Origin of the sequence: Calothrix rhizosoleniae SC01, assembly GCF_900185595.1 — a bacterium.
Taxonomy (GTDB): domain Bacteria; phylum Cyanobacteriota; class Cyanobacteriia; order Cyanobacteriales; family Nostocaceae; genus Calothrix_A; species Calothrix_A rhizosoleniae.
This window is the reverse complement of sequence record NZ_FYBH01000240.1, coordinates 1-26,291: the sequence shown is the minus strand read 5'-3', so window position 1 is coordinate 26,291 and position 26,291 is coordinate 1. Positions and strand designations below refer to the sequence as shown.

Genomic DNA, 26,291 nt, shown 5'->3' with positions numbered 1-26,291 from the left:
TAGGAGTATATCAAAGAGCAACTTCTTCAATATTAATGATATTTAGTAAATTTGTATTATCTTTTTCAGAAGTCATAGATTCAGTGGCAGGATTATTATCTGAAACTGGACGATGTTCCTTCAAAACTACTACGCGATCGCACCTTGTGGCATACTGGCAATAATTGCAAACTTTTCTACCCTCTGGAACCTGTGGTAAAGGTTTCCCTTGAGAATAATCTGCTAACCATTTATTTAACTTATTTAATAATTGTTGTAGTTTTTTTGCCGTTTTCTCATGTTGGGTAGAATTGTAATTAAACTGAATAGATTGTGGCTTGCCTTGGGACTGGACAAACCAGTAAGTCATAGAAATATTCTCTGGTGCATAGTCACTAGTTTCTGCTAACACATACATATATAGACGTGTTTGCCAATTTTGTTCTAGCTGACGCTTATTTGATGGTTGGGGATAGGTTTTCCAATCGAAAATTTGTGCTTGTGTTGTGTCTGCGATTAACAAATCATAGATGACAGTGAGTAAATAGTCATTAACTTGGAGAGTGCGATAATGTTCACTATCGCGGAAAGCTTGACTATTAATAATAGGGTTAGTAATTTCTGGTGCAGCTTCAGCAAAACCAGCCATCAAACTTTGCAATTGGGTATCAGTTTGGAGAAAAACATCAATCGGTAAACCCATTTCTCGCTGTTGCATCAACAGGTGAAAGCGACTACCTAAATTCTGTAACTCTTCATGTTCTGGATTGGTAGGTGAATGCAGTTTTTCTAGGTAGGTATGTTGAAATTGACGGGGACATCGTTCTAGCAAGTTAAGTTGTCCTTGAGATAGTCGTAATAATTGTGTTGGAGTGAATAGCATTTTTATTTATAGTGCTACGTGCAAGTAATTAAGTTTACTGTTCATAGGTTTGAGCCTGCAACAATGTTTTAATGTATATACGTAGTGCTATAGTTACAAACAAACGGAGAACAAAAAAATATTTGATACTAATTGCCTCCGTGTTTTTTGGGTCTTATTTTTAAAGGTAAATCTCGATATTTGATCAGAATTTCACTATAACAGCTACGGAATAACCTGTTCCCATTGGATTTACTCTATGCAAAAAAGCTGCAAAGATAATACAATCTTCAACCAGGTAAACTACCACTTTTGTAGAGAATAATATTATGAATGAATACACGGGGATTGCAGATTACTAAGATTTGTTGATGGCTAGTGGTTACTATAAATACGACAAAATTGCTCAAGTAATCGCCGCTCTCGTACCTACGAATCAAAAAATCATTGAAATTGGGGTGGGAACGGGTTTAGTTTTGGAAAAACTATTAGAGATCAATCCTCAGTATGATTTAACGGGTATGGATCACACTAAAGCAATGTTAGATATTGCCGAAAAGCGGTTGGGTGATCGCGTTAAACTGTTTGAAGCTGATATTATTTCTATGTCGATTCCTGAGCGGTTTGATGTTGCCATTTCTAATGGTGGACTGTGTGCTTTTGTGGATGTAGGCGGCGAATACGACTTTTATACCCACTTGATTGACTATGAGAGCAACCTGCAAGCACTTAAAAATATCGCTAATTGTCTCAATCAGGGCGGCTTGTTTCTGATTAACATTCAAAGCGTACACAACAATTATGAAACATCTTTACCGGGAGAAATTGTTTACTCACAAGAAATTTTTGAATCCACAAAGAACCAAGATTGTATTGAGAAAGCTTTTTACTTTAAAAAAGACGAACGCATCTATGCTCAACAACGCCTTACCTATAGAATTGTCAGGCAGGAAGCAATTGATGAGCTTTTCAAGCTAGCAGGTTTTAAATTGCAAGGAAAAGATGAAACCAAGCAGTTTTTCATCTACTCCAAAAAGTAAACAATTAGCAATATCTCTTAGGGGATAGCTGCACTAACGGAGGAGCTGGTTTTATCTATAAACCTTTCCTCTTTCCTCCTTCATATTTCTTTGTCCCATTTTTTCACAGCATCCACTCTAAAATTACACCCACACTACTATCCTTGTTTTGGCGAGAATTTTGTTGCTGTATATCTGTAGATAAGCGTAGGTATTGAGAAACTGCATAGCCAAAAGATAGTTTAGTTAAACCCACTTCATTCTCACTACCAGGAGATATCCAGCTTTGGGTAATGGAAATATCGGCTGCGCCACCCCGCGATAAAACCAATATGAGCTTGGCTCCCAAATTGACTCCATTTGTAGAGTAGTTACCTGTTTGAAGATACCGATATCCCACTAACGGTGCTAAATTAACATACTTACCCAAGGGACGTAGGTAATAATTAATATCTGCTCCTACAGTTTCTCGCTTGCCATTAAAAGCCACCTGATAATTACCACTGACAGTAAAACCACTGCGACTAATAAATATATCTTCTACCCCTAAATGTAACCCAGAGGCGCTATCTGTAGAAGGGAACAGGTAATAGCCCAATCTGAGGCGAGTGATAAAACTAGGATCTTTTTGAATATCTTCCAAAACATTGGGGACTTTACGCCGCCATCGTTGTAAAACAGGACTATTTTCGATAATTTCTGGATTAATATCCAATTCCTGAACTTGCCTATCAGACATAGGTTGAGATGTCCCACGAATAGGTGTTTGACTGCAAGCAGGATTAGTTGTGCATAGAAAATAAACACTCAATCCCCACACCAAAGCCGATATCTCTTTTCTCATCCCACCCTATCCTACTGTGAAGCCTATATTTAACTAAAAAAATAAGTAAAAAAAAATGGTTCTATCATCGCAGAACCACTTAACTTATTTAATTACTTAATCTTGTCTCTTATAACTTAGCGCACAGTACCTTCGGCGACAGTAGCATCAATGGGTTTCATGAGATAAAGCTTCAAGAATTGCCAACCAGTAGCCACATAAAGGGGTAATTTCTGGAATAATTGCAGGAATTTGGGAGTATTTGAATTTGCGATCGCAGTTAATTTTTCGTTATTTTTGATACAAACTTCTAAGCGATCGTAAAATTGAGGAGATTCCACATCCAGCATTACAGGAAATACCCGTCCTGCGGTTTCATTTGTTTTCTTAATCACATGCTTATCATAATCCCGCGCATTCAATCCAATTGATGCATAGAAATCTTGGCGCTGGATATCATTCAGGTACATGGTGGCGAAAACCGACAAGAGGAAGAAGCGACACCATAACCGCGCCTTCCAATCATTCAACATTTGTGGCTGCGCTCTCATGATGGCATCAAAGAAATCACCATGACGGTTCTCATCCTGACACCAGTTTTCAAACCAACGGAAAATGGGATAAATTCTATCTTCTGGATGCTGTTCTAAGTGTCGATAAATAGTGATATAACGCCAATAACCAATTTTTTCAGAAAGATAGGTGGCGTAAAAAATAAATTTGGGCTTAAAGAAAGTATAGTTGCGGCTCTTGGTTAAAAACCCTAAATCCAGAGACAGATTAAAGTCAGACATCGCTTTGTTGAGGAAGCCAGCATGACGCGCCTCATCCCGTGACATCAGGTTAAAACACTCTGCAAGCACAGGACTTTTATGCTTCAAGCGACGGCCTAATTCTTTATACAGCAAAAAGCCGGAAAATTCAGCTGTACAAGAGCGCTCTAAAAATTCAATAAACAACTGACGAGTTTCCCCGTCAATATGCTCCCAGGATTGTTCAAATTCCTCATTACGGACGAAATGATGGCGGTTATAGTCAACGCGAAATTCTTCGAGAATGGCTTGCAACTCTTCCTCATTGACGGAGATATCCATCCGCGCCATTTCATCAAAATCGGTGGTATAAAACCGGGGTGTTAACAGGGTTTCTCTTGCAGGTACTTTAACTCCTGGACGTAATTCTTCGTCAGAGCCTGGTTTTTTGAGGGATTCTACCATATCTTGATTGCCATGAGTGTCTTGTTATAGTTTGCCTTGTGAAAGCCAACAGCTGTGCTCTCATTCGGCGCGAAGGAACGTCTGTAGTAGCTACAAGACGAGAAATATAGAATTGTATAAAATTCACTCTAATACATTTTGCTGCCTGGAGGGGACAAGCTTAATAAATAGCAATTTAATTGTTTTGCTCGTAGCTCTATTTCAGTTTAGAGAATAAACGTCACAACTGCGGAATATCCGTAACAGTCTTAAACGAAGGAAGTAGGAGGAAGAAAGAAGGAAGAAAGAAGGAAGAAGGATAATTGGTGGCGAATTTAAACCCCCACCAATTGCAGACCACCAAATTAACAATTTTGGTGGGGGACTTCAACCCAGAAACTCGAAGTTCAGGAAGGGGGAACCATTAGTGTTTTAGGATTTACAAGTTACCTCTTCCTTCTTCCTTCTCGCGTAGCGAGTTAATTGCGAAAACGTCTTTTACTTTGCCTATGCTTGGCAATCTCTTTACGCTTGCGTTTTTCTATGGGTGTTTCAAAGTGACGATGCTTCCTCATATCTTGAAAAATGCCCGCCTTGGATACTTCTCGCTTAAATCGACGTAAGGCTGAATCAATGTATTCATTTTCGCCTACTACTATTTGGGTCATTATTTTTCCTGCTAAACAATACCTGTGCCAAAATAAGAGCCTACAATAACCTGGGCAAAAATCGCAAAATAACCTACACAAAAGCATTGAGCTTACAAGGTAGTTTTAGTTTTGGCTCTCAAAACCTCTATAATTGCGGTCAATAAGGTTCAAAAATACCTTGTGTGACACCTGACTGCTTCCGAGATACTGATGGAACGTAAATTTTAGCAGTACGGTTATTTTCACCTGTTTGCCAGAGAATGAGTCGCTAAGGGAACGCTACAGTAGAAGATATAGAAATAAAAATCCTCCCTTTATTCTCGACTCACAGTAAACTATGAGTGCAAACGTCGTAATTTCAAATAATCCTTTACTCCAAGGTTCTGGTTTACCCCCTTTTAATGACATTAAACCAGAACATGTTGTTCCTGCAATGAGTAAGCTATTAGGGGAACTAGACAAAGAACTAACTAATTTAGAAGCTAATGTAGAACCTACTTGGAATGGCTTAGTCGCACCTTTAGAAGATATTACCGAACACCTTTATTGGAGTTGGGGAATTGTTAACCATTTGATGGGTGTCAAAAATAGCTCAGAACTACGGTCAGCTCATCAAACCGTACAACCCCAAGTGGTACAGTTTGTGAATAAACTTAGTCAAAGTCAACCCATATATAATGCCTTTAAGGTACTCCGTGGTAGTGATGAGTGGAATACTTTAGAATCAGCACAACAGCGAATTATAGAAGCTGCGATTCGGGATGCGGAACTGGCTGGTGTGGGTTTACAAGGTGAAGCCAAGGAAGATTTTAATGCTATGCAAATGGAGCTGGCGGAACTTTCTACTAAGTTCTCTAACCATGTACTAGATGCAACCAAGGCTTTTAGCATTACTTTGACAAAGCCAGAAGAGGTAGAGGGATTACCACTCAGTTTACTCAGTTTAACTGCCCAAGCAGCAAGAGAAAATGGTGCAGAAAACGCTACGCCAGAAAATGGTCCTTGGCGAATCACTTTAGATTATCCCAGTTATGTTCCTTTTATGCAGCATAGCAGCCGTCGGGATTTGCGAGAAAAACTCTATAAAGCCTTTATCAGCCGTGCTGCTGCTGGAGAATTGGACAATAGCCCATTAATTGAGCGCATTTTGTCACTGCGACAAGAAATGGCAGGTTTACTTGGTTATCAAACCTATGCAGAAATTAGCCTTGCCAGTAAAATGGCTCCCAATGTGGCAGCAGTGGAGAAACTATTGGAGGAGTTGCGGGGAGCGAGCTATGATGCTGCTGTCCAAGAATTAGCAGAACTCAAAGCTTTTGCCGCTTCCAAGGGTGCAGCAGAAGCTCAGGAGCTGAGACACTGGGATATCAGCTTTTGGGCAGAACGTCAACGGGAAGAAAAGTTTGCTTTTACTCAAGAAGAATTACGTCCCTATTTCCCCCTTCCCCAAGTTCTGGATGGCTTATTTGGATTAGTCAACCGCGTATTTGGTGTTAATGTTACCCCGGCAGATGGGCAAGCACCAGTGTGGCAGGAAGATGTACGTTATTTCCAAATTACAGACGAAACGGGAAATGCCTTAGCTTACTTTTACCTTGATTCCTATAGTCGTCCTGCAGAAAAACGAGGTGGTGCATGGATGGATACCTGTATCAACCGTCGCCAACTAGAAGCAGCTACTCAATTACCCGTAGCTTATTTGACTTGTAACCAAACTCCCCCAGTGGATGGGAAACCAAGTTTAATGACTTTCTCGGAGGTGGAAACCCTGTTCCATGAATTTGGACATGGTTTACAGCATATGCTGACTCAGGTTAAGTATGTGGGGGCATCAGGTATAAATAATGTAGAATGGGATGCAGTAGAACTACCTAGCCAATTTATGGAAAATTGGTGTTATGACCGACCTACTTTAATGGGAATGGCGAAACATTATCAAACAGGGGAAACCTTACCCGAACATTATTACCAAAAGCTGTTAGCCGCGAAGAATTATATGAGTGGTAGCGCCATGCTACGCCAGTTACATTTTAGTTTTGTGGATATAGAGCTACATCACCGCTACCGTCCCGGTGGTGCAGAAACTCCCAAGGATGTGCGCGATCGCATTGCTAAGACCACAACTGTTTTACCACCATTACCAGAAGACTCTTTCTTGTGTGCGTTTGGACACATATTTGCCGGTGGATATGCGGCTGGTTACTATAGTTATAAATGGGCTGAAGTGCTTAGTGCTGATGCTTTTGCTGCTTTTGAAGAAGCTGGATTAGAAAATGAACAGGCAATTCAAGCTACTGGTAAGCGTTACCGAGATACCATCTTAGCCCTCGGTGGTAGCCAGCATCCTATGGAAGTATTCCAATCTTTCCGAGGACGAGAACCTATAACCAAGCCTCTGCTGAAGCACAATGGTTTAGTTGCAACTGCTTAATAAGAAATATCCTTCAACGAGAGAGGTCAAAAGTTTGAAAACGCAAGTTAAAAATGTAACATATTTGTGTTGGCACTTTTGGCTTCTCTTGCTGGATTGAATATTTATGCAAATTAGATTACCAACTAAATATATATGGGGTAAGCTAGGGAAATTAATCGCATTTAGTCTGGTATTATCTAGCTTTCCCTTAGCTGTTGATGCTCAAACATTAACCCAAGCATCACTAAAATCATCAAAAAAGGTAAAAATTCCCAAACTAGATCGACCTGGGAGAAGAGAAAGTGGAGGAACTAGAAGACCAGGAGAGATTTGTATTTCAGGGAAAGTACCAATATTAGCCTTGCTATTACCAAAAACTAACTTGGGTTTAACCACTGCTGCTTATCCTCGTTTTTTTTGGTACGCACCCAATAATACAGCCCAACAAGTACGCTTTTCCCTCTACAAGGTAGATTGGCAACTCCGCCAGCGTACACTAATATATGAAAAAAGTTTTAAACCGATTCAACAAGCTGGTATCAGTAGTTTTAGCTTACCCAAAGATAGCAAAATAGGCCCTTTGGCAATCAAGGAAGATTATCTGTGGTCTGTATCCATTATTTGTAATCTTCGAGATACCTCGCCTAACTCTATAATTACTAGTTATGGCTGGGTGCAAAGAGTGCGGCTAGAGCGAAAACTAGCTAATAAATTGCCAAAATTAAGTCAGAGCGATCGCCTTTCTATCTATTCCCAACAAGGACTGTGGTTCGATTTTCTATCAACCTTAGCCGATTTACGCACTTGTAGTGTACGCAACCAGAAGCTATCAACTCAATGGCAACAAACCCTAACACAAGTAGGCTTAAAGCTGATCTCCCAAGCAAAATTATTAGCTGTACATGGTCATTCACCAAATTGTCCCCCAAAGAAAAGCCATTCTAGTGGTTTGCAAACAGAGCCTACAAAAAATTTAATTGATCAATTACGATCTTTGCGGAACATGCGAAATCAAAATTAATATTTTCGTGCATTAATATATATTTTCAAGATATATGCTGAGCGATCGCCCCTAAATTTTGTTAACTATAGCAATGGACATATTGGTTAAGACAATATTGTTCGACTCAAAAACTGTCAACCACCAACCGCCAACCACCAACTATAGCGCTACGCGCAAGTAATAAGTAATAAGTAATAAGTAATAAGTTTACTGCTCATAGGTTTCAGCCTTCAGCAATGTCCTAACGTAATTGCGTAGTGCTATAACAACTAACAACTAACAACTATCAACTGAAAAACGTCCTAACTTGGCTGGCTATAGCTATAATACCAATTCAAATAATGTTTGCGACACATACATTTTTCGTAAGGGCACGGCACCAGTAAGATACTTTTATATACCAAAAGATTCTGGATGTTCCCTACCCATCTATCGTATTCTTTTTTCAAAATGGTGTAATTCAAAATTTAGCCTCATCTATAAGAAATGTTATCTAGTTGTGAAATTCTTGTATTTGATACCATTAAAAACCGCTAAACTATAACAGGCAATAACTATACCAATTAACAAAATCAAAGGTTCAGATGATAAACAAAATTTTATTAGCAGTTTCTGGGCTGGGTCATGCCGAAGAGATGATGAAAATGCTGGCAGATGTGCCATCCCTCAAAGAAGCCAAGGTAAGTGTTTTACATGTAGTTCCCAAACAGAACTCCTCTGACTTAATGACACAAAAATGGGAAGAAGGAGGAAAAATCCTAGCTAATGCTATTCAGTATTTAAAATTAGATCCCACCAATGTTTCTTCAATTTTGCGCGAAGGAGATCCAAAATTAATCGTTTCTCAGGTCGCTGATGAAATAGATGCAAACTTAATTATTATGGGTTCTCGTGGTCTGAAGCGACTACAATCTATTTTAAAGAATTCAGTTAGCCAGTATGTTTTTCAATTATCTTCTCGCCCTATGTTACTGGTGAAAGATGACATTTATGTCAAGAGAATTAACCGGGTGATGGTAGCAATAGACAAATCTGATGCAGCAGAAAATTGTTTAGATATGGCTTTGTTCTTGCTGCGAGATATTAAGGGTAGTGAACTTGTTTTAACCAATGTAGCCAAAAATGCAACTGGTAAAATATCGGAAACTTCTGGTACTAGTGCAGAAGATAATCCCATTTTTGCTAATGCTATTACTAAAACTAAAACGCAAGGAATTCAATATCGTTGCATTACTAGTAGCGGTAAACCAGGGGAAGAGATATGTCGTTTAGCGGATAGTAATAACGTCGATTTGTTACTGTTAGGATCTCCTGATCGCCGTCCTTCAATTGCCAAGAATTTAGTTGATATAGACAGACTTATAGGCGCTTCTTTATCTGATTATGTGCGTGTGAATGCAACCTGTCCCGTAATGCTAGTAAGAACATTAGCATAGCTTATATCGCTATACGCAAGTAATAAGTAACAAATAATAAGTTAATAAATAAAAACCCCCACACCTTTAGTGCTGGGGTTTTTACTTTATATACAAATCATTATTAATCTTGATTTCCTTCGCGGCTTGCAGTCACAGTGTAAAGAAGTATTAAAAAAACAGCCGGGACGAGTACAAATAGCAGACTCGCTACAAACCCTAAATCATTAACTTGCATGCCAAGAACGCCTCTCTTAATTTCTTCTCAACAATTTTAGAATACCATTAACCACGCCAGTGTCATGGCAAATTTTTCCGGCTCATAAGTACTAATACAATCGAGGTAAAATCCCTTTAAGGCTTAACTACAACACTGACAGGACCATTGACCAATGTTTGGCAAGCAAGACGGAAATTAGCTGGTTTTTTCTTTAATAAACTGTTTTCTGCTTTTGTAGGTGGAGAGAGATTTTCCATTCCTTCAACAATCTCTACGGCGCAGGTTCCACATTGTCCGCAACCGCCACAGTTCATCATTTTACCCCACATTTTATAAATATCAATGCCATTTTCCATCGCTTTTTGTCGCAAGTTGGCACCAGTAGCGGCTACTACCTCTTTATTTTCGTTGATGAATTTGATATTACTCATAGTTAATCCCTCATTTATTTGTTAAGCGAGTTTCTAGCCTAGATAGTGACATTACAACCATTGACAACCATATGTAAGGAGAAAAATCGCAAAACCCTTAACATAACTCCCAGGAATTGCCTAGTGATTGCTAGCCACAAACATGGCAAATGAATCCAAAAACTGATTCAATTATAGTTATTTTTACGAAATATTAAAAAATATTACTTTCCATGTAGACATGTTTTCCATAAAATAAGACAGGCTAAATGCCTGCCATATAGAAATTAAACAAGTTGTCAGGTGCAAACTTGCTTTATTTTCGTTGAAAGTGAACGATAATAAAGGTTGACTATTTTTACCTAAAACCCACTGCTGCTTGCCAAACAAAAGCCAACAACAAGAAAAATAAAGGGATAATTGGCAGAACATCTACCAAAGGATCGAAGATTTGGTAAGCTTCCGGCAACTTTGCTAACAACAGTGCTGCTTCCATATTCGTTTAAATTTACCTATTCAACACAGCTTTCATTATTGAGAGATATCTTAACATGGTTCGGTTAGTTCTTAATCTTCTCAATGCAACCAGTGGGCAAATTCCGTGGTAAAGCGATCGCTCAAAATTGCCTTTCTGATTTTTTGGGTAAAGTGAATTAGTTCGGTAATGTTGTGGATACTTAATAAGGTATAGGCTAAAATTTCTTGGGAACGGACTAGGTGAGAAATATAAGCACGGGTGAAATTTTGGCAAGTATAGCAAGGACAATCTTCATCTAGAGGGGTGAAGTCTTGGCGGAATTGAGCATTTTTTAAGTTCCACCGTTCTCCTTTTACCATTGCTGTACCATGTCTTGCCCAACGGGTGGGAATCACACAGTCAAATATATCCACACCAGAGGCGATCGCCATTACCATCTCTTTGTAAGTTCCTACTCCCATCAAATAACGAGGTTTGTCTGGTGGTAATAGGGGAGCGGTATTTTGGACAATCTTATGAATTAGTTCCGGCTCTTCCCCCACACTTACTCCCCCAATGGCATATCCAGGTAAATCCAATTTCCTCAAATCAGCTGCTGCCTGGGAGCGTAAATCGAGATGCATACCCCCCTGGACAATCCCAAACAAAGCTTGATCATCTCGTTGATGGGCTGTAATGCAACGTTCTAGCCAACGATAGGTACGGTTTGTTGCTGCTTCTATCTCTTGACGACTAGCAGTGTGGGGTGGACACTCGTCAAATGCCATAATCACATCCGCTCCCAGAATATTCTGGATTTCAATGGAACGTTCTGGTGTTAACTTGATCATTTGACCATCATGGGGTGAGCGAAAAGTTACTCCCTCTTCTGTAATTTTTCGCATCTCACTTAAACTAAAAACCTGAAATCCACCAGAATCAGTGAGCATGGGTTCATTCCAACCCATAAACTTATGTAAACCCCCACCTCCAGCTACAATTTCTTCCCCTGGCTGGAGGTGGAGATGATAAGTATTAGCAAGTACCATTTGTGCCCCAGTATCTTTTAACTGGGCTGGGGTGAGGGTTTTGACATTTGCCAAGGTTCCCACTGGCATAAACCGGGGAGTTTCCACTACACCGTGGGGTGTAAAAAACACACCTGCTCTTGCATGTGTATGGCTACAGTTAGCTGAGCTCTGAAAGGAAAATTTTGCAGTCAAGACAGAAGATTAAGATGTTTGGTTTGGTATCCATAAATTATGCCATCATATCCTACTGTCTTGCAGCAATTGCTAGAATATATAGCGCTAGGCGCAAGTAATAAGTAGCCCCTTCAAGTTGAATATGCTACTGCTTTAGTGGCATATCAATACCCATAACAAATATATCGCTCACTGACCCAGCCAAATCTTCTTCCATATCGGATTTGATACGCTCCACGATAATAGGCAACGACTTTGACCGACTGTCCTTTATAAAGTCTTCCAATTCTTCTACCTGAGTTGCTTCTTACATTTAAATATCCACTGTTAATGCAAACATATGGTGTTTTACGAGTTGCTCCTGTGGCAATTAGTTCACCTTCACTTAATTGTGAAACTCCATAATTGCCAGAGTTTACAGGATTCAAGTTCTTAGTACTTGCAGCACTAGCTGGTAAGACAGCAGATGAAAAAATAACTGCACTAGCTAATAAAACTTTTGCAACTTTATACATGGTTATATTCCTCGTTTTGTATTAAAAAATAATTAAAAAATGCGAGTTTTATCTCTTCGCCATGAGCCTAATATATTTATTTTCTAGAACTATATACACCAGTATTTATGCGGAATTTTATTTGTTGAAATAATATTATGTGACTCCAATTATGAAGTATGTATTTTGAGAAGTTGTTATAAGTGAAATATTGGCTATCAATTTGTTGTGGCGTTTTAGGGTGTCCTAGCTGTTTTGTCCACCGCTATATAATTTTATGACAAAACAAAAAATAAGGGAAATTGCTCAGGCTTATGGTAAAAAAAGCAATTAAATTGAAGAGATATTAGAAGCAAGTAATTTAAATGCTCCGACTTACTTTGATGTTTCTAAGTTGCTTAACATTCATTCTATGTATAGCAAATGTAGAAATGTTATCATCACCATCAATGACTTATATGAAATCAAATATAGATAAAAAGCAAATCAAAAAAATATTAATAAATACAGGGGATCAAGAAAAACTGAATACCTTAGGAATTGATAAAGGAGGTATTAGTAAAAACCAGAATTGGTCTGTAGAGTCAAAATTTCACCTACTCAAATCAGGCGGTAAACAGGAAAATAAAAAAAATTATATCGCTCAAAAAATTTCAACGGGAAGAATCAATCCTGGTGAATTAAGCAGTTATATAACTCTAAGACCAACAGGACAAACAAATGCTTTGAATAACCCACTTTATGAATTGCGTCTGTATGCAAATGGGCAATTAATTAACAGGTTTCTTACCGTAACCGGACGCAGGCATACTCAGAACAGAAATCGTCATCAAAGTGGAACAGAAGCTCCATTACCTGATGGAAAATATACAGTTAGTATATCTACTATTCGTGGTAGTATTGCTGAAGCAGGTGATCAATTTTTACCTATATGGCCTTTATTTAAGACTGGTCGTACAGACTTAGGATTCCACGTAGACCCATCATTTGAAAAAAATAATGGCGAAGATGGGACATCAGGTTGTATTGGGTTAATCAGCAAACAGCATTTAAGTCAAGTAGTAACATTTGTTCGTACTTATCGACCGAAATTTATCGATGTCAGAATTCAATAATTTAATTCTTTACCAAAAACGAAAAGGATACAAGCCCCCAAATTTATTTGTGGAAACTTCCCTGCTCCCTGCTCCCTTCTCCCTGCTCCCTGCTCCCTGCTCCCCTGCCTGACAGTTTCCATCCTTCAAATTCAACTAAAGATGGATTAACGCCAGTGAATAAGCTGGTAAGAAAAAAGGTGGTTTCAATAATGAACCTGAAGTAATAGTGCTTTCTTTGATACCATTTTCATCTAAGTAAAATATTGGTAGAGTTTGAGTATTATCAATACCATTCAAACCATCAATAGTTAGATTGGCAGATTTGTCAGATTTATTAATTAGCAATAGCGATCGCATTTGGCGAATGTGTATTTGATAATCACCATTTTGAATTATTATACCGGAGAATGTAAAGATACCAAATGGGTTCTATAGGAAGGATTAAACAGCCAAAAGATGCAAAATCTGGGAACTTAACAGAGAACAGTAATTGTGGTAGTCGTTCTATTTTGAAGAAGTTTAAGTCGTTTTAAGTTTAAGTCGGTATTAATTAGTAATCTCAACTTCTGCTAATTTCATACAAGTCTCCATCTTCGTTTTGGGTTATTTGCTAGATCAGCTAACAATACCTCAAATTCTTCCAAGCGACCTTGAATAGTTTGAGCATCAAACAAGTCTGTGTCATAATAGCACTTCAATTGGAATCTTTTCTCTGTTTCTAGGGCATCAATGAAAAGTTCAAAGTTATCAAAGGCTCTGGGGTTCGAGAATACTTCAATTTCTAGTCCTTCCAACCGAGGTAATTGATTTTCCAAAATCCTGTCGATATTAAACCTTACCGACACAAAAGGAAACTGATTTCTGTCTCTTGATGCTATTAATTTTTTCAGCAGACTGTCGCATGTCACCTGTTGATGCTCGTAGTCATCTAGTAAAGTCGCACGACGCGATCGCAGATACTCACTAAAACTTGCCCTCCCATCCACGTAAGTCCGCGACGGCAAAATATTTAGACAATATCCAATCAGATTAGATTTTCCCTTAACTGACTGCCCCGCTGCTGCAATCCCCACGACTAAATCTTCCTGTCCCGTAATACGAGAAAGAAAGACTTCAAATGCCGCTGTCATTGTGGTGACAAAAGTGCAGCCATACTTTGCACCTATTTTTTTCAGTGTCTTTACCGTAGCTGTATTAATCTCCCTATCCTCCCGTGCAGCTTTGAAGCTTCTCCGAGATGGTCGAGGGCGATCAGTCGGTAACTTCAGCACTGGGATTTTATCAGAGAATTTCTTTAACCAGTATTGCTCAGCCGCTAAGTATTCTGGCTCAGTTGCTTGTTGTTGTTCTAACAATGCATATTCACTAAACCGATCTGGTTCTGGTAGCTGAGGAACAAGACCTCGCCGAAACGCAGAGTATATTATTCCTAACTCAGAAAACAGAACTCCCCAGGACCAGCCATCGAAAATAATGTGGTGTGCTGTAAAAATGACCCAGTGTTCTTCCCCTTGCATCCGAACAATTTGCACCCGCAGCAAAGGACCATACACTAAGTCAAAAGGCTGCTCAACTGCTTGTTGTCGAATCAAATCCCACTGTCTTTCTCTTTCCTGACTCCCTAAACCTGATAGATCGATGAGAGGAATCTCAATTGTTAGCGATGCAGTAACGCAAAGAGTTGCTCCATCTGGGCTAAATGTAGTTCGCAGTGCTTCATGTCGTGTAATTAATTCCCCGAAAGCAGAACGCAGTGCTGCAACATTAAAGGAACCACGCAACTTTAACACTGTTGACAAATTAAATGCACAATTTGCTTCTTTCCCCATTTCCACAAAACCCCAGATTTCTTTCTGGGAATCGGTTGTGGAAGACGTTAAGAGCAACTCCCCTTCAGCAAAGGGATCGAAATCTACAGGAACTAAGATAAATTTTGATTGGGTGAACGTATTTGCCATACATTGTCTGCTTATTTGACCTGTAAATATTTTCCTGCTCGATCTGGATCTGGAAGGTACCAAGCGGGATTTCCTTGCGGATCTCGTCCCAATTTAGCTCCTGGAACTGGAGGGTTGTTAGAGGTAACAGACTGCGAACTTGCAGAGATATCTACCGTAGGGGTGCGCCAGTTGAAAAGTCCTATCTGTTCCATTTCACACACACTTTTCTTAAAAGCTTTAATCACATGCTCAATATCAGCGTCGGAGTGGGCCAGAGTGAGGAAACAGGGACGATTTTCGAGAACATGTACTCCCTTCTCTCGTAATAGATAGAAAAGAAGTTCTTTTAATGGCACATCTTCTGTAAACTTGGGCATCATTAATGAGCCAAAATTAAGCAGTTTCAAAGGAGCTTTTATTTCTTCAAAGTAACTATTGAGTTCTGCAACCAAGCGATCGCCTTTTTCATTGAGCTGTCTCTGTAATTGTGGACCACTCTGTTTTAAATGCTCTAAGGTAGCTTTGGCTGTAGCCATTGCTAAGGGATGGCGAACAAAAGTGCCAGCAAAGAAAGTAACTCCAACTTCGGGAACAGAGCGATCGCCATATTGCCAGAAACCGCCGTCGAGGGCATCCATAAACTTGGATTTGCCTGCAATTACCCCAATCGGCATGCCACCCCCGGCAATTTTACCGTAGGTTCCTATATCGGCCTGCACGTCAAAGTATGCTTGCGCCCCTCCGGGATGAATTCTCAATCCCGTAATCACTTCATCAAAAATAAGCACAGTGCCAGATTTTTCGGTAATGCGCCGCAGTTGGTGAAGAAACTCTCGCGGCTGTACATCAGGACGGCGACTTTGTACAGGTTCAATCAGAATTGCTGCGAGTTCTCCTGCTTGAGCCTCCAAGATTTCCAGGGATTCGGCAGAGTTATAATCAAGCACCAACATATTCCCAAGTGCCTCTGGCATAATACCCGGAGCAGCTGGAAGTGCCTGTAAGTTTTTAGTACCACGAACAATCACTTCATCAAAAATTCCGTGATAAGCTCCAGAAAAGATGGCAATTTTACTGCGATTGGTCACGGTGCGAGCGATTCGCATTGCCCCTAAGACTGCTTCTGAACCCGAATTGCAAAATGTGGCGCGCTCAAAATTGGTTAACTCGCAAAACAGTTTAGCAGCTTCGGCCGCCAGAGGAGTCATGGCACCAATTTCCATACCCCTTTCCAGTTGTGCTGTGATCGCCTCTTTAATAAAAGTCGGTAAGTAACCAAAAAGGCTTGAGCCAAAACCATTAATTAAATCTATATATTCATTACCATCTACATCCCATAGCTTGCAGCCAGCCGAACGCTCTACCACAATGGGATAGACCATTTCTTTCAAAGTTGGGCTAAAACCAGAAACCGTGCGCGGATCGGCAAAATGAGCGCGATTAGACTGAGCGTATTCTTTTGATTTTGCTGTTCGTGTCGTGTACCGTGCAATCAAATCATCTAGAAAAACTTGTTGGGTAGGAGTTAATGCCTTACTTTTACTCCTTTGAATGCGAGCTGCTGCACCAAATGGTTTACTGGTTTCCTCCGATGAGGCTCTCTTATTTATCTCAACTGGCTTGTTGTTAGGCTGGGAATTGAGGCACCCTGATGGTATTGTCCCAGCTTCAGGGTATGTAGTAACAGAAGTATTGCCCCCATTACCAAGCAAATCTAGCTGCCGAGAGATAATTTGCAGTTGTTGGGCAAAGATAGATTCTAAGTTGCTAGCTGGGTTAGGTAGATTAGGCGGTGTTGCCATCTTGGCAGTAGCACCATTGGATGGGAGAGTAGATGGCAATTTTGTCGGTAGAGTATCAACAGGTAGCTTAGAAGCCAAATGCTCGGACAAAGTTTTGAGATTGGGAAATTCTTCTAAGAGTTGGCGGAAGGTAATCTTAACGGGGAATTTTTTCTCTAAGGCGAGGGCGACTTGGGTTAAGGTAAGGGAGTCAAATCCCATTTCTACAAAGGTTATTTCCTCATTAAAGCCTTTCATCTCTAGCCCAGAGGTGTCTTCTATTACTTCTTGTAATTGGCTATTTATCGGCGATTGAGACATGAGCTGTACTTCGGGTTGAGATGGAGCTAAATCTTCTGAAAACTGGGGCTCTGTCTGAACATTAGTGATAGGTTCAATCCAAAACCGTTTGCCTTCAAAGGGATAAGTAGGTAGTGCAACTCGACGGCGATTTTCCCCTTGGTAAAAACGATGCCAATCAATGGATACTCCTGTCAGCCACAGTTGCCCAACTGCACTTAATAAAGCTGTCCATTCTGCTTCGTTTTCTGCTGTTTTACCTAAAGAAGAAATGGCAATCTGTCGTTGGAAATCTTTTACCTGTTGACGGGCCAAGGTAGCTGCTGTGGTGCGAGGCCCCACTTCTAAGAGGACGCGCTCGCAATCTTGCCAAAGGGTTTTAATACCTTCGGCAAAGCGGACAGTTGCCCTCATGTGTTGTGCCCAATACTGAGGGTCAGTTGCTTGTTCTGGAGTAATCCAGGTGGCCGTTACCGTAGAAACAAAAGGTATCTGAGGTGGTGAAAGCTGAATCTGCTGACAGCATTGAGCAAATGGCTCAATAATTGGCTCTACCATGGGCGAATGAAAGCCATGGGAAGTATGCAACTGTTTGCAAACCACTCCTTCTCTCTCTAGTTCCTCTTGCAGTTGGGCCACTGCTTCTGTGGCACCAGATACCACACACAGGGAAGGGCCGTTAATGGCAGCAATGGAAAGTTCTTGGCTCAATCTCGGTTCCACTGCTATTGCACTTAAGCGTACAGAGAGCATAGAACCACCCGGTAATTCTTGCATTAATCGCCCACGGGTGGCAACCAGCATCAGGGCATCTTCCAGGGAAAATACCCCAGCAAGGGTGGCGGCTACAAATTCCCCAATGCTGTGACCGATAGCAGCTTGAGGTTGTATACCCCAGCTTTGCCAGAATTTGGCTAGGGCATATTCAATAGTGAAGATTGCTGGTTGGGTAAAGAAGGTTTGGCGCAAGGATGCGGCCTTGGTTTCTGAGTCTCCTGCTTCTGGGTAGAGAATTTCCCGTAAATCTCGCTCTAGGTAGGGCTTCAATATTTGGGCACATCTATCTACCGTTTCCTGAAAGACTGGCTCACTTTTGTAAAGATTCAAGCCCATGTTCACGTACTGAGAGCCTTGTCCTGGGAACATGAAGGCAATTTCTGAAGTTCTGGGATTAATTTGACGGGTTGCAGTCTGTTGAAGAGGCAGGTCTTCTAAGGCTTGAATTGCCGACTCTGAATCCTCACAGACTATGAAGCGGCGATGAGGGAAACCTTGGCGACCAACTTGCAAGGTATAGGCGATATCAGCAAGGTTGCTTTCTGGGTGGGTTTGCAGGTAATTGCCTAAGTTAGCGGTGGCTACATCCAGGGCTGAGGTTGTTTTTGCTGAGAGTAGGAGCAACTGTTGGGGGCGGGAGAAACCTTCAGATTCAACCTTTGGAGCCTCTTCTAGTACCACATGGGCATTTGTCCCACCAATACCGAAGGAGCTAACCCCAGCGCGGCGAGGTTCTGCACCTGCTGCCCATTCGGTAAGTTCGCCTGCTACATAAAAAGGGCTATCTGTCAAAATAAGCTTGGGATTAGGTTTTTGAAAATGCAGAGTGGGAGGAAGCTGTTTATGTTTGAGGGCCAGAACAGTTTTAATTAGTCCTGTCACACCAGCAGCAGCATCAAGGTGTCCTAAATTGCTTTTGACAGCACCCAGGGCACAGAAGCCTGTGGCTGTAGTTTGGCTACGGAAAGCTTGAGTGAGGGCAGCAAATTCAATGGGGTCCCCTAGGGGAGTTGCTGTACCGTGGGTTTCAATGTAGGAAATGGTTTCTGGATTGAGGTTAGCACTGGTGTGAGCCATCATCACCGCTTTTGCTTGCCCCTCCACACTGGGAGCACCAAAACTGACTTTGTCTGAGCCATCGTTATTCATACCCACGCCACGAATCACCGCTTCAATGCGATCGCCATCTTTAAGGGCATCTTCGAGGCGCTTGAGTACCACAATACCAGCTCCATTGCCCAATAACGTACCTTGAGCTTTGGCATCGAAGGGGCGACAACATCCATCTGGTGAGAACCTTTCTCCTTCTTGATACCAATAACCGCTTTTGAGGGGAGTGGTAATACATACACCACCGGCCAAGGCTAAATCACACTGATGGCTGAGCAAACTGTTAAAAGCGTTAATGACTGCGACTAGGGAGGTCGAACAGGCGGTGTTAATGTTAACACTCGGTCCAGTTAGGTTCAGTTTGTAGGAAACGCGAGTGGTTAAATATTCCCTACCGTTGGCGAGTCGGATGGCAGACTCGCCCACTCTGTTGATAATTTCTTGATTTCCGAGAATGTTGGAAGTTAAATAAGTGTTGAAAGAAGAACCAGCATACAGACCAATGGAACCGTCAAAGGTTTCTGGATTACACCCGGCATTTTCTAAAGCTTCCTGGGCTACTTCCAAGAAAATGCGATGCTGCGGGTCCATAATTTCCGCTTCTCTGGGATTGATGCCAAAGAAGGCTGCATCAAAGCGATCTGCATCTTCCAGGATTCCTTTCGCTTTGACGTAATTGGGATTATTTTTTAAATCTTGCGGGATACTTGGGTCTAGTTCTTCGTCTCTCAAGAAGGTAATTGATGCTACCCCCTCGCGTAAATTCTGCCATAATTCATCAATGTTGGCAGCACCAGGAAAACGCCCTGCCATGCCGATGATAGCAACCTCACCTGAAGTTGGCTGGGCTGGTTGCACCTGTTGGTCTGAATCCAAGCTCCTTGCAAACCTTCTGCCTTCTGCCTTATTTTGACTGAGATAATTGGCTAATTTAGCCAGGGTTGGATACTGAAACAGCTTAACTACAGGCAGTTTAACCTTAAGTTCCTGTTCTACTCGTGCAGCAGCTCGAACGATTAGTAGGGAATTGCCCCCAAGCTCGAAGAAATTGTCGTGAATACCTACTTTATCTATCTTGAGCAGTTCAGACCAGATTTTCGACAGAACATCTTCCAACTCACTTTGTGGTGCGACATAGGTTTGCTCTAACTCAGGTCGCTGTTCCTCTGGGGCTGGAAGGGCACGGCGGTTGACCTTGCCATTGGTTGTTAAAGGTAAGGCTTCTAATGAGACGAATGCCGAAGGCACCATGTAGTCGGGCAACTTCTGACTTAAGTAGTCCCTTAGTTGACTAGTATTAAATGCTGAATTCTCAGCTGGGACAAGGTAAGCAACTAAGCGTCGATCGCCAAGAGCATATTCTCGAACAACGACCGCAGCCTGGAGTACATTCGGATCTGCCTTGAGAACTGCTTCAATCTCTCCTGGTTCGACGCGAAAGGAGCGAATCTTCACTTGATGATCGATGCGTCCCCGGAACTCAATGTTGCCATCTCTTAGATAGCGAGCTAAATCACCAGTTCGATATAATCGCGCCTCTGGATCGTCAGTAAAATGGTTTTGTATAAACTTCTGTGCCGTTAATTCCGGCTGGTTGAGGTAGCTTGAGGTCAGAGCATCCCCACCAATGAAGAGTTCCCCTGTAACTCCGATGGGTACTGGTTGGAGATGAGGGTCGAGGATGTAAATTTGTGTATTTGCGATCGCGCGACCGATGGGTACTACACCATCTAAGTGAGTTTGCTCATTTACTTCATAGAAGCAGCATGAGGCAATGGTTTCGGTCGGGCCGTATTGGTTAATAATCTTGCTAGTCTTTAAGCCGCGATCGCGCCATAAGGCAATACTCGCCCCTGGTAAAGCATCACCACCAATAACTAATGTGCCAATTTGACCTTTAATCTTCTGGTTAGGTAACAACTGATCAAGCAATTCCAGATGAGCTGGGGTAACTTTGACCAGGCTAAAATTTTCTTGAGAACACAAGCAAGTGCTGAGGGCTTCAATTTCTTTTTCTTCAGGTAATAAGAATATCTTCCCTCCCACCAACAAAGGAGAAAATAAGAGAATATTCCCTTCCAAACTGAGGGAGGCGTGGACAGGAGCACCGCTACCTTCTGCAACCCGATAAGCTTTAATCGCCCAGGTCAGAAAATTCACCACCCGGCGGTGATGAATGACGATTCCTTTCGGTTTGCCAGTTGAGCCAGATGTGTAAGCTACATAGATAAGGTTCTCCGCCGACACCTCACTGAGGGGATTTTCTGCATTCTCGTCAGCAACAACTTGCCAGTCACGATCTAAGCAAAGTACTTGCCCCTGATGGTCAGGCAGTTTCGAGATTAACTTTTCTTGGGTTAAGATTATTCCTACCTGGGCATTTGAGAGCATGTACGATAGGCGTTCTCCAGGAAAAGTAATATCTAAAGGTACATAGGCTCCCCCTGCCTTGAGTACCCCAAATAGCCCCACAACCATTTCCAAGGAACGTTCTAGGAATATACCCACCCGCACTTCTGGTTCTACTCCCAATCTTTGCAGGTGATGTGCGAGTTGGTTGGCACCAGCGTTCAGTTCTCGGTAAGTGAGTTGCTGATTACCAAAGACAACCGCAACAGCATCAGGGGTGCGTTCCACCTGTTCTTCAAACAACTCATGGAGACACTTATGGCGGGGATATGCTGCTGTGGTGTTATTCCACTCCACTAGCAGTTGATGGCGTTCTTCTTCAGTTAACAAAGGCAATTGGGCAATTGGGCAATCTGGATTAGCGACAATACCTTCGAGCAAAACTTGGAAATGCCCTGCCATGCGCTCAATAGTAGCTTTGTCAAACAAGTCGGTATTGTATCGCCAGCAAACCTTGAATTGGGAACCTGCTTCTAGAACCATCACGCTGATGTCAAAGGAGGCCCCTCGTTGATGACCAAGCAGGTATGGTTCCATTACTAGTCTTAAATGTGGCTCGTCCTGGAGCAAGACTTGTCCCTGTTTCAGATAAGGCTTGGGACTTTGCTGACACCAGCGCTGCTTATCCCAGGAAAAAGAAACCTGATAGAGGGGAGAACGGCTTAACTCTCGCGATCGCACTAGCTGTTCCACTAGCAAGGGGAAGGGATAATCCTGGTGTTCTTGAGCTTGGGAAACAGTGAGGCGAACTTGGCTAAGGAATTGTTTGAAAGTCTGGTTCCCCTTAAGATTGGCTCGCAAGACAATAGGATTAACGAAGTAGCCAACAATCTCCTTAAACTCCTCCCGACCCCATCTACCTGCCATGGGAGTGCCAACTAGAATATCTTCTTGGCCGGTGTAGCGATGTAGCAGAACCTGGAATGCTGCCAGCATGGTTCTGTAGAGACTGGCTTTTTCTGCTTTTGCTAAGTTCCTCAGCTTTTGGAGCAGTTCTGCATCTACCTCGACGATCTGGGAATCACCACCATAGTTCTGCACGGCCGGATGGGGTCTATCCGTGGGCAAATTTAAAATTGATAGTTCTCCCCTTAGTTGTTTTTTCCAGTACTCCCAATCTTGCTTTCCTTTTGAGTCTGTTAATATTTCCGATTGCCAATGTACATAGTCTGTATATTGCCGACTAGGAAGCGATATGCTGTTGTAAGTTTCAGAAGTAGTTGGAGAAGATTGTTCCAACTCAAGAGAGTAAAGAGACCTTAGTTCATCAAGCAGGATGTCAAAAGACCACATATCTCCAGCAATGTGGTGCATCACTATCAGTTGAACATGTTCCTGCTCTGACTGACTAAACAACCGCACCCGCAGCATGGGGCCTTCTTCTAGGTTAAAGGGACGGTCAGTTTCTGCGAAGATCGACTCCTGCAAGTCTTGCTCATTCCAACTAGATGCATCCGTTACCTTAATATCTAGTTGTTGATGAGGGTGAACCACTTGCACAGGTTGACCATCCTGGAGGGTATATGTGGTTCGCAGAATCGGATGGCGTGACCCTAACTTCTGCCATACTCGTTGCCAAGCTTTTACATCCAAATCTGAGCAGAGACGAACCGTAGAAAAGATGTTGTAAGCAACGCTTCCCGGTGCCATCTTGTGGAGAAACCACATGGCTTGCTGACCAAGGGAAAGGGGATAAAACTCTCTTGTATCTTTATCCAAATTAGACTGATTTTCTAAATAATTACCCTGCATTGTCACTTAACCTAAGCTTTTAAAAAGTGTGAAATATAAATCAATTAGATTCAGACTAAAAGCTTCTTGCCGGAACAGCTAAAACTACAAGCAGGCAAGCTGCCTGCACTACAAATTCACCAAAATGGGATGCTCTCAATTGAATAGCCAAATTTACTGCAATTTCAGACACTAATCTCCTCCGCTTCAGCGGGATAAGAGCCTTCCTCATCATGAATTTCTTTGCCAGATAATGGAGGATTAAAGACACAAATAGCCTGCATCTTAGTTTTAGCTAGAAGAATGTAGTGATCGTGTTTATCTAAGGCATAAAAAGTTCCAGGACTTAGGGGGTAAATTTTGTTTTCATCCAGCAATTCTATTTCTCCTTCACCTTCGATTACCAATACAGCTTCAAGATGATGCTGATAACATCTCGGTGGAGATTCCCTACCTGCGTTTATGGTTGTAACACTGAAAGAGAAGCCCATACCATCTCCTTTCAACAAAAGTCTGATAGTTTCCCAATCTTCTGCGATAATGTGACGTTCTGTTTTTTTTGCTTCTTGTATTGTTCTGATAATCATAATGAGATTCTCATTAAAAAACAGTAGTTATATCTTTTAGGCTTTTAAGATTATCTATTATCATTATCATTTTTATTTATCATTTTTATTTTAGTTAGTAAGTATTTGTTTAAGCTTTAGATGCTATTTATAAAGTAAACCTTAAGGTCTGAAAAACCTAGTTTCTGTCGATTGACGCTAAATCCTAGCGTATTTAATCACTCACAAAGCTAGTTACAGACTAAAGTACAGATTTAATATTTACTTTATAAACGGTTTATTAGAGTTCTATTAAGCATATACTCAATTGATTTTTAGCATACAGCGCACTAGTTTTTTGTGAATTTTTATAAATTTTCGTGCTTGGACAAAAAACCATGAATCGTTAGTACATACTTATGCTAATATTCCCCTCTACCTAAAACCCATAAATTTTAAGTAAACTTATCGAATTATTACTTAAAAGCTGAAGATTATTGACAAGTAAGGAGAATTTATAATTAGATTTAAGTAAATCTAGAAAGTGTTGGGGTGTGTTGACAGTGACAGTCATGATTAAGAAAAAGGGTTTGTCTAGAGCTTTCCCAATACGGTTCGTTTAAGCTTGACAAGCACGTAAACTGGGTATTGTCATCAGGGTGTGAACAGCAAAAATGCCAAAGTTAAACAAAAAGAAATATGTGCTGATAATTCCCGATGGTGCTGGGGATTTGTACCGCGATCGCGAGGGGAAATCGCCTTTGGCCTTAGCTCAGATTCCCCATATTGACCAAATTGCTAGATTCGGTATCTGTGGTCGTATGCAGACCCTTTTCCCTTCTCTACCGCGAGGTAGTTTAGTCGCACAGTTAGGAATGTTCGGTTGGAATCCTTACCAATACTACCCTCAAGGTAGGGCATCAGCAGAAATACTGGCCACCCACGGGATTGACCTTGACGAGAAAGATATCGCTTTCAGAGCTAATTTCGTGCGGATGGATGGTTCATTACTGACGAGCTACAACGCCAATTATATTAAGAGCGATCGCGCAGCACCTTTGGTTGAAAAAATTAATGTAGACCTCAAGGCTCAATTCCCTGAATTTGAGCTTTACCATAACAGCGACTTTCGCAATACCCTAATTGTTCGCGGTGCAAATGTCAGCGCCAAGCAGTTAATCTGCCTTGAACCCCATGAAAATATTGGTTGTCAGTTCGATATGGCCAAGCTAATTGGGGGCAAAGATTCTCAGGGTAAGCTGTTTGCAGAGCGTATCAACAAATATCTGCTTCAAGTTACCAACCTTCTGCGCTTTGAAGCCGCTAACGCCATCTTTCCCTGGAGTGCTTCAGAAGCCTTTCAATTACCTTCTTTCTCCGAAAACACCGGTTTTTCTAACAAGGTTGGTATAATCGGGGCGATGGACTTCTTACGTGGGATGGCGATCGCTGGCTCAATGGATTTCTTCCCCGTCGGTTCAGGCTGTCCTAACACTGACTTCCAAGCTAAAGCCAACCAAGTTATTGAGCTTATCAGGAACGATTACGGGCTGATTATCTGCCACATTAACGCCACTGATGAAGCTTCTCATATGGGAAGCCTTGACCTCAAAATCAGCAGCTTGGAGGCAATCGATCAATTCATCGTCCAACCAATCATCAGATACTTCCACGAACACCTGCACGAACTTGGTGGAGTAATGGTTGTTCCGGATCATTATACCAATGTTCTTCCTCATCAAAACGGAGAGAAGCGTGTTAATGCCCACTCCCTCGATCCAGTACCCTTTGCCATTTGGAACGGTATAAACAATGACTCCGTTGAGGAGTTTACTGAAGAGAGCATGTGTCAAGGCAGGTATGGAAAAGAACCAATCTCTTCCCTTTCCCTGATTGAGCTTTTGACAGGTAAGAGTAACGGAAATATCCCTAATATCATCAATCCAGTTCACAATGAGGAAATTGAGTATGCGATTTGATGAAATTACTCACATGGTTGGCAACACGCCCTGTGTCAGATTTGTTTCTCAAGAAACCGGCAAAGCCAACCTGTTTATCAAGCTCGAAGGCTACAATCCTACGGGAGCAGTTAAGGATCGTGCATGCCTCTCAATTATCAAAACCATGTTGGAGCAAGGTAAGCTACAGCCAGGGATGACACTCTTGGATGCCTCAAGTGGCAACTTTGCTACTTCTGTCGCTTACTTGGGAAAAATCTTGGGCTATCCCACTGAAGTTGTCGTCAGCTCGAAGTTAACACAAGACAAACGTAATTTTATCGAGTATTTTGGTGGCAAGATCCGGCAAATGGGTAACTTTACCATTGAAGGGAACAAATATTGTCACCAGCTAGTTGAGCAAGATAGCTCCAATCATTATTGTTTTCTGGATCAGCTTCATAATTGGGCAAATCCACAAGCCCATTACGAGACTACTGGTGCAGAAATTATCCCTC

20 protein-coding genes are annotated in these 26,291 nt (G+C 41.6%); 7 read left to right on the top strand and 13 right to left on the bottom strand.

The features are described from left to right. Nucleotides 1-10: 10 nt before the first annotated feature. Nucleotides 11-862: a PD-(D/E)XK nuclease family protein gene (locus tag CALSC_RS14335; protein ID WP_088242004.1), complete on the bottom strand. Its 852-nt coding sequence runs from the start codon at nucleotides 860-862 to the stop codon at nucleotides 11-13. A gap of 350 nt (nucleotides 863-1,212) precedes the next feature. Between CALSC_RS14335 and CALSC_RS14330 the strand changes: the two genes are divergently transcribed. Further along, on the top strand, nucleotides 1,213-1,881 hold the full coding sequence (locus tag CALSC_RS14330) for a class I SAM-dependent methyltransferase (RefSeq protein WP_088242003.1): 669 nt from the start codon (nucleotides 1,213-1,215) through the stop codon (nucleotides 1,879-1,881). A 103-nt stretch (nucleotides 1,882-1,984) separates the two neighbouring features. Here CALSC_RS14330 and CALSC_RS14325 read toward each other — a convergent pair whose 3' ends face one another. The 3 genes from CALSC_RS14325 to rpsU form a co-directional block, all read right to left on the bottom strand. Further along, nucleotides 1,985-2,704, bottom strand: a complete 720-nt coding sequence (locus CALSC_RS14325; RefSeq protein WP_088242002.1) for a hypothetical protein — start codon at nucleotides 2,702-2,704, stop codon at nucleotides 1,985-1,987. Between the two features lie 116 nt (nucleotides 2,705-2,820). Then, nucleotides 2,821-3,900, bottom strand: coding sequence for a magnesium-protoporphyrin IX monomethyl ester (oxidative) cyclase (acsF, locus tag CALSC_RS14320; RefSeq protein ID WP_088242001.1), 1,080 nt, complete (start codon nucleotides 3,898-3,900; stop codon nucleotides 2,821-2,823). 458 nt (nucleotides 3,901-4,358) lie between these two features. Further along, complete coding sequence (gene rpsU, locus CALSC_RS14315) at nucleotides 4,359-4,547, bottom strand: 30S ribosomal protein S21 (RefSeq protein WP_088242000.1); 189 nt, start codon at nucleotides 4,545-4,547, stop codon at nucleotides 4,359-4,361. Between the two features lie 319 nt (nucleotides 4,548-4,866). Between rpsU and CALSC_RS14310 the strand changes: the two genes are divergently transcribed. The 3 genes from CALSC_RS14310 (at nucleotide 4,867) to CALSC_RS14300 (ending at nucleotide 9,381) form a co-directional block, all read left to right on the top strand. Continuing rightward, nucleotides 4,867-6,960 carry a M3 family metallopeptidase gene (locus CALSC_RS14310; protein WP_088241999.1) on the top strand — a complete coding sequence of 698 codons (2,094 nt, stop codon included), beginning with the start codon at nucleotides 4,867-4,869 and terminating at the stop codon, nucleotides 6,958-6,960. Nucleotides 6,961-7,066: 106 nt separating this feature from the next. Then, entirely contained in the window at nucleotides 7,067-7,963 is an 897-nt protein-coding gene (locus tag CALSC_RS14305; RefSeq protein WP_088241998.1) for a DUF928 domain-containing protein, read from the top strand. Nucleotides 7,964-8,529: 566 nt separating this feature from the next. Further along, nucleotides 8,530-9,381 (top strand): universal stress protein, encoded by an 852-nt coding sequence (locus CALSC_RS14300; protein WP_088241997.1) that lies wholly within the window; start codon nucleotides 8,530-8,532, stop codon nucleotides 9,379-9,381. Between the two features lie 103 nt (nucleotides 9,382-9,484). Here CALSC_RS14300 and psbM read toward each other — a convergent pair whose 3' ends face one another. The 5 genes from psbM to CALSC_RS14275 form a co-directional block, all read right to left on the bottom strand. Continuing rightward, nucleotides 9,485-9,598, bottom strand: a complete 114-nt coding sequence (gene psbM / locus CALSC_RS14295; RefSeq protein ID WP_088241996.1) for a photosystem II reaction center protein PsbM — start codon at nucleotides 9,596-9,598, stop codon at nucleotides 9,485-9,487. A gap of 116 nt (nucleotides 9,599-9,714) precedes the next feature. Next, the gene (locus CALSC_RS14290; protein WP_088241995.1) at nucleotides 9,715-10,011 is read right to left on the bottom strand and encodes a 2Fe-2S iron-sulfur cluster-binding protein; all 297 of its coding nucleotides are present in this window, start codon (nucleotides 10,009-10,011) and stop codon (nucleotides 9,715-9,717) included. A gap of 337 nt (nucleotides 10,012-10,348) precedes the next feature. Further along, nucleotides 10,349-10,486, bottom strand: coding sequence for a photosystem II reaction center protein K (locus CALSC_RS14285; protein ID WP_037221968.1), 138 nt, complete (start codon nucleotides 10,484-10,486; stop codon nucleotides 10,349-10,351). An 80-nt stretch (nucleotides 10,487-10,566) separates the two neighbouring features. After that, nucleotides 10,567-11,670 carry a tRNA guanosine(34) transglycosylase Tgt gene (gene tgt, locus CALSC_RS14280; protein WP_088241994.1) on the bottom strand — a complete coding sequence of 368 codons (1,104 nt, stop codon included), beginning with the start codon at nucleotides 11,668-11,670 and terminating at the stop codon, nucleotides 10,567-10,569. Nucleotides 11,671-11,816: 146 nt separating this feature from the next. Continuing rightward, nucleotides 11,817-12,167, bottom strand: a complete 351-nt coding sequence (locus CALSC_RS14275) for an SH3 domain-containing protein (RefSeq protein ID WP_088241993.1) — start codon at nucleotides 12,165-12,167, stop codon at nucleotides 11,817-11,819. 410 nt (nucleotides 12,168-12,577) lie between these two features. Here CALSC_RS14275 and CALSC_RS14270 point away from each other — a divergent pair, with 410 nt between their 5' ends. Then, nucleotides 12,578-13,261 (top strand): L,D-transpeptidase, encoded by a 684-nt coding sequence (locus CALSC_RS14270; protein ID WP_143288263.1) that lies wholly within the window; start codon nucleotides 12,578-12,580, stop codon nucleotides 13,259-13,261. 135 nt (nucleotides 13,262-13,396) lie between these two features. Here CALSC_RS14270 and CALSC_RS14265 read toward each other — a convergent pair whose 3' ends face one another. The 4 genes from CALSC_RS14265 to CALSC_RS14250 all read right to left on the bottom strand — a co-directional run bounded on the left by CALSC_RS14265 (nucleotide 13,397) and on the right by CALSC_RS14250 (nucleotide 23,878). Further along, nucleotides 13,397-13,600 (bottom strand): hypothetical protein, encoded by a 204-nt coding sequence (locus CALSC_RS14265; RefSeq protein ID WP_088241991.1) that lies wholly within the window; start codon nucleotides 13,598-13,600, stop codon nucleotides 13,397-13,399. Between the two features lie 218 nt (nucleotides 13,601-13,818). Further along, the gene (locus CALSC_RS14260) at nucleotides 13,819-15,201 is read right to left on the bottom strand and encodes a condensation domain-containing protein (RefSeq protein WP_088241990.1); all 1,383 of its coding nucleotides are present in this window, start codon (nucleotides 15,199-15,201) and stop codon (nucleotides 13,819-13,821) included. A gap of 11 nt (nucleotides 15,202-15,212) precedes the next feature. Continuing rightward, nucleotides 15,213-23,312, bottom strand: coding sequence for a hybrid non-ribosomal peptide synthetase/type I polyketide synthase (locus tag CALSC_RS14255; protein WP_088241989.1), 8,100 nt, complete (start codon nucleotides 23,310-23,312; stop codon nucleotides 15,213-15,215). Between the two features lie 164 nt (nucleotides 23,313-23,476). Further along, nucleotides 23,477-23,878, bottom strand: a complete 402-nt coding sequence (locus tag CALSC_RS14250) for an ectoine synthase (protein WP_088241988.1) — start codon at nucleotides 23,876-23,878, stop codon at nucleotides 23,477-23,479. A gap of 632 nt (nucleotides 23,879-24,510) precedes the next feature. Here CALSC_RS14250 and CALSC_RS14245 point away from each other — a divergent pair. Both CALSC_RS14245 and CALSC_RS14240 read left to right on the top strand, forming a co-directional pair. After that, on the top strand, nucleotides 24,511-25,815 hold the full coding sequence (locus CALSC_RS14245) for an alkaline phosphatase family protein (protein WP_088241987.1): 1,305 nt from the start codon (nucleotides 24,511-24,513) through the stop codon (nucleotides 25,813-25,815). Next, nucleotides 25,805-26,291: pyridoxal-phosphate dependent enzyme (locus CALSC_RS14240; protein WP_159460622.1), on the top strand; the 487-nt coding region annotated here is incomplete at its 3' end. The genes CALSC_RS14245 and CALSC_RS14240, both read left to right, overlap by 11 nt.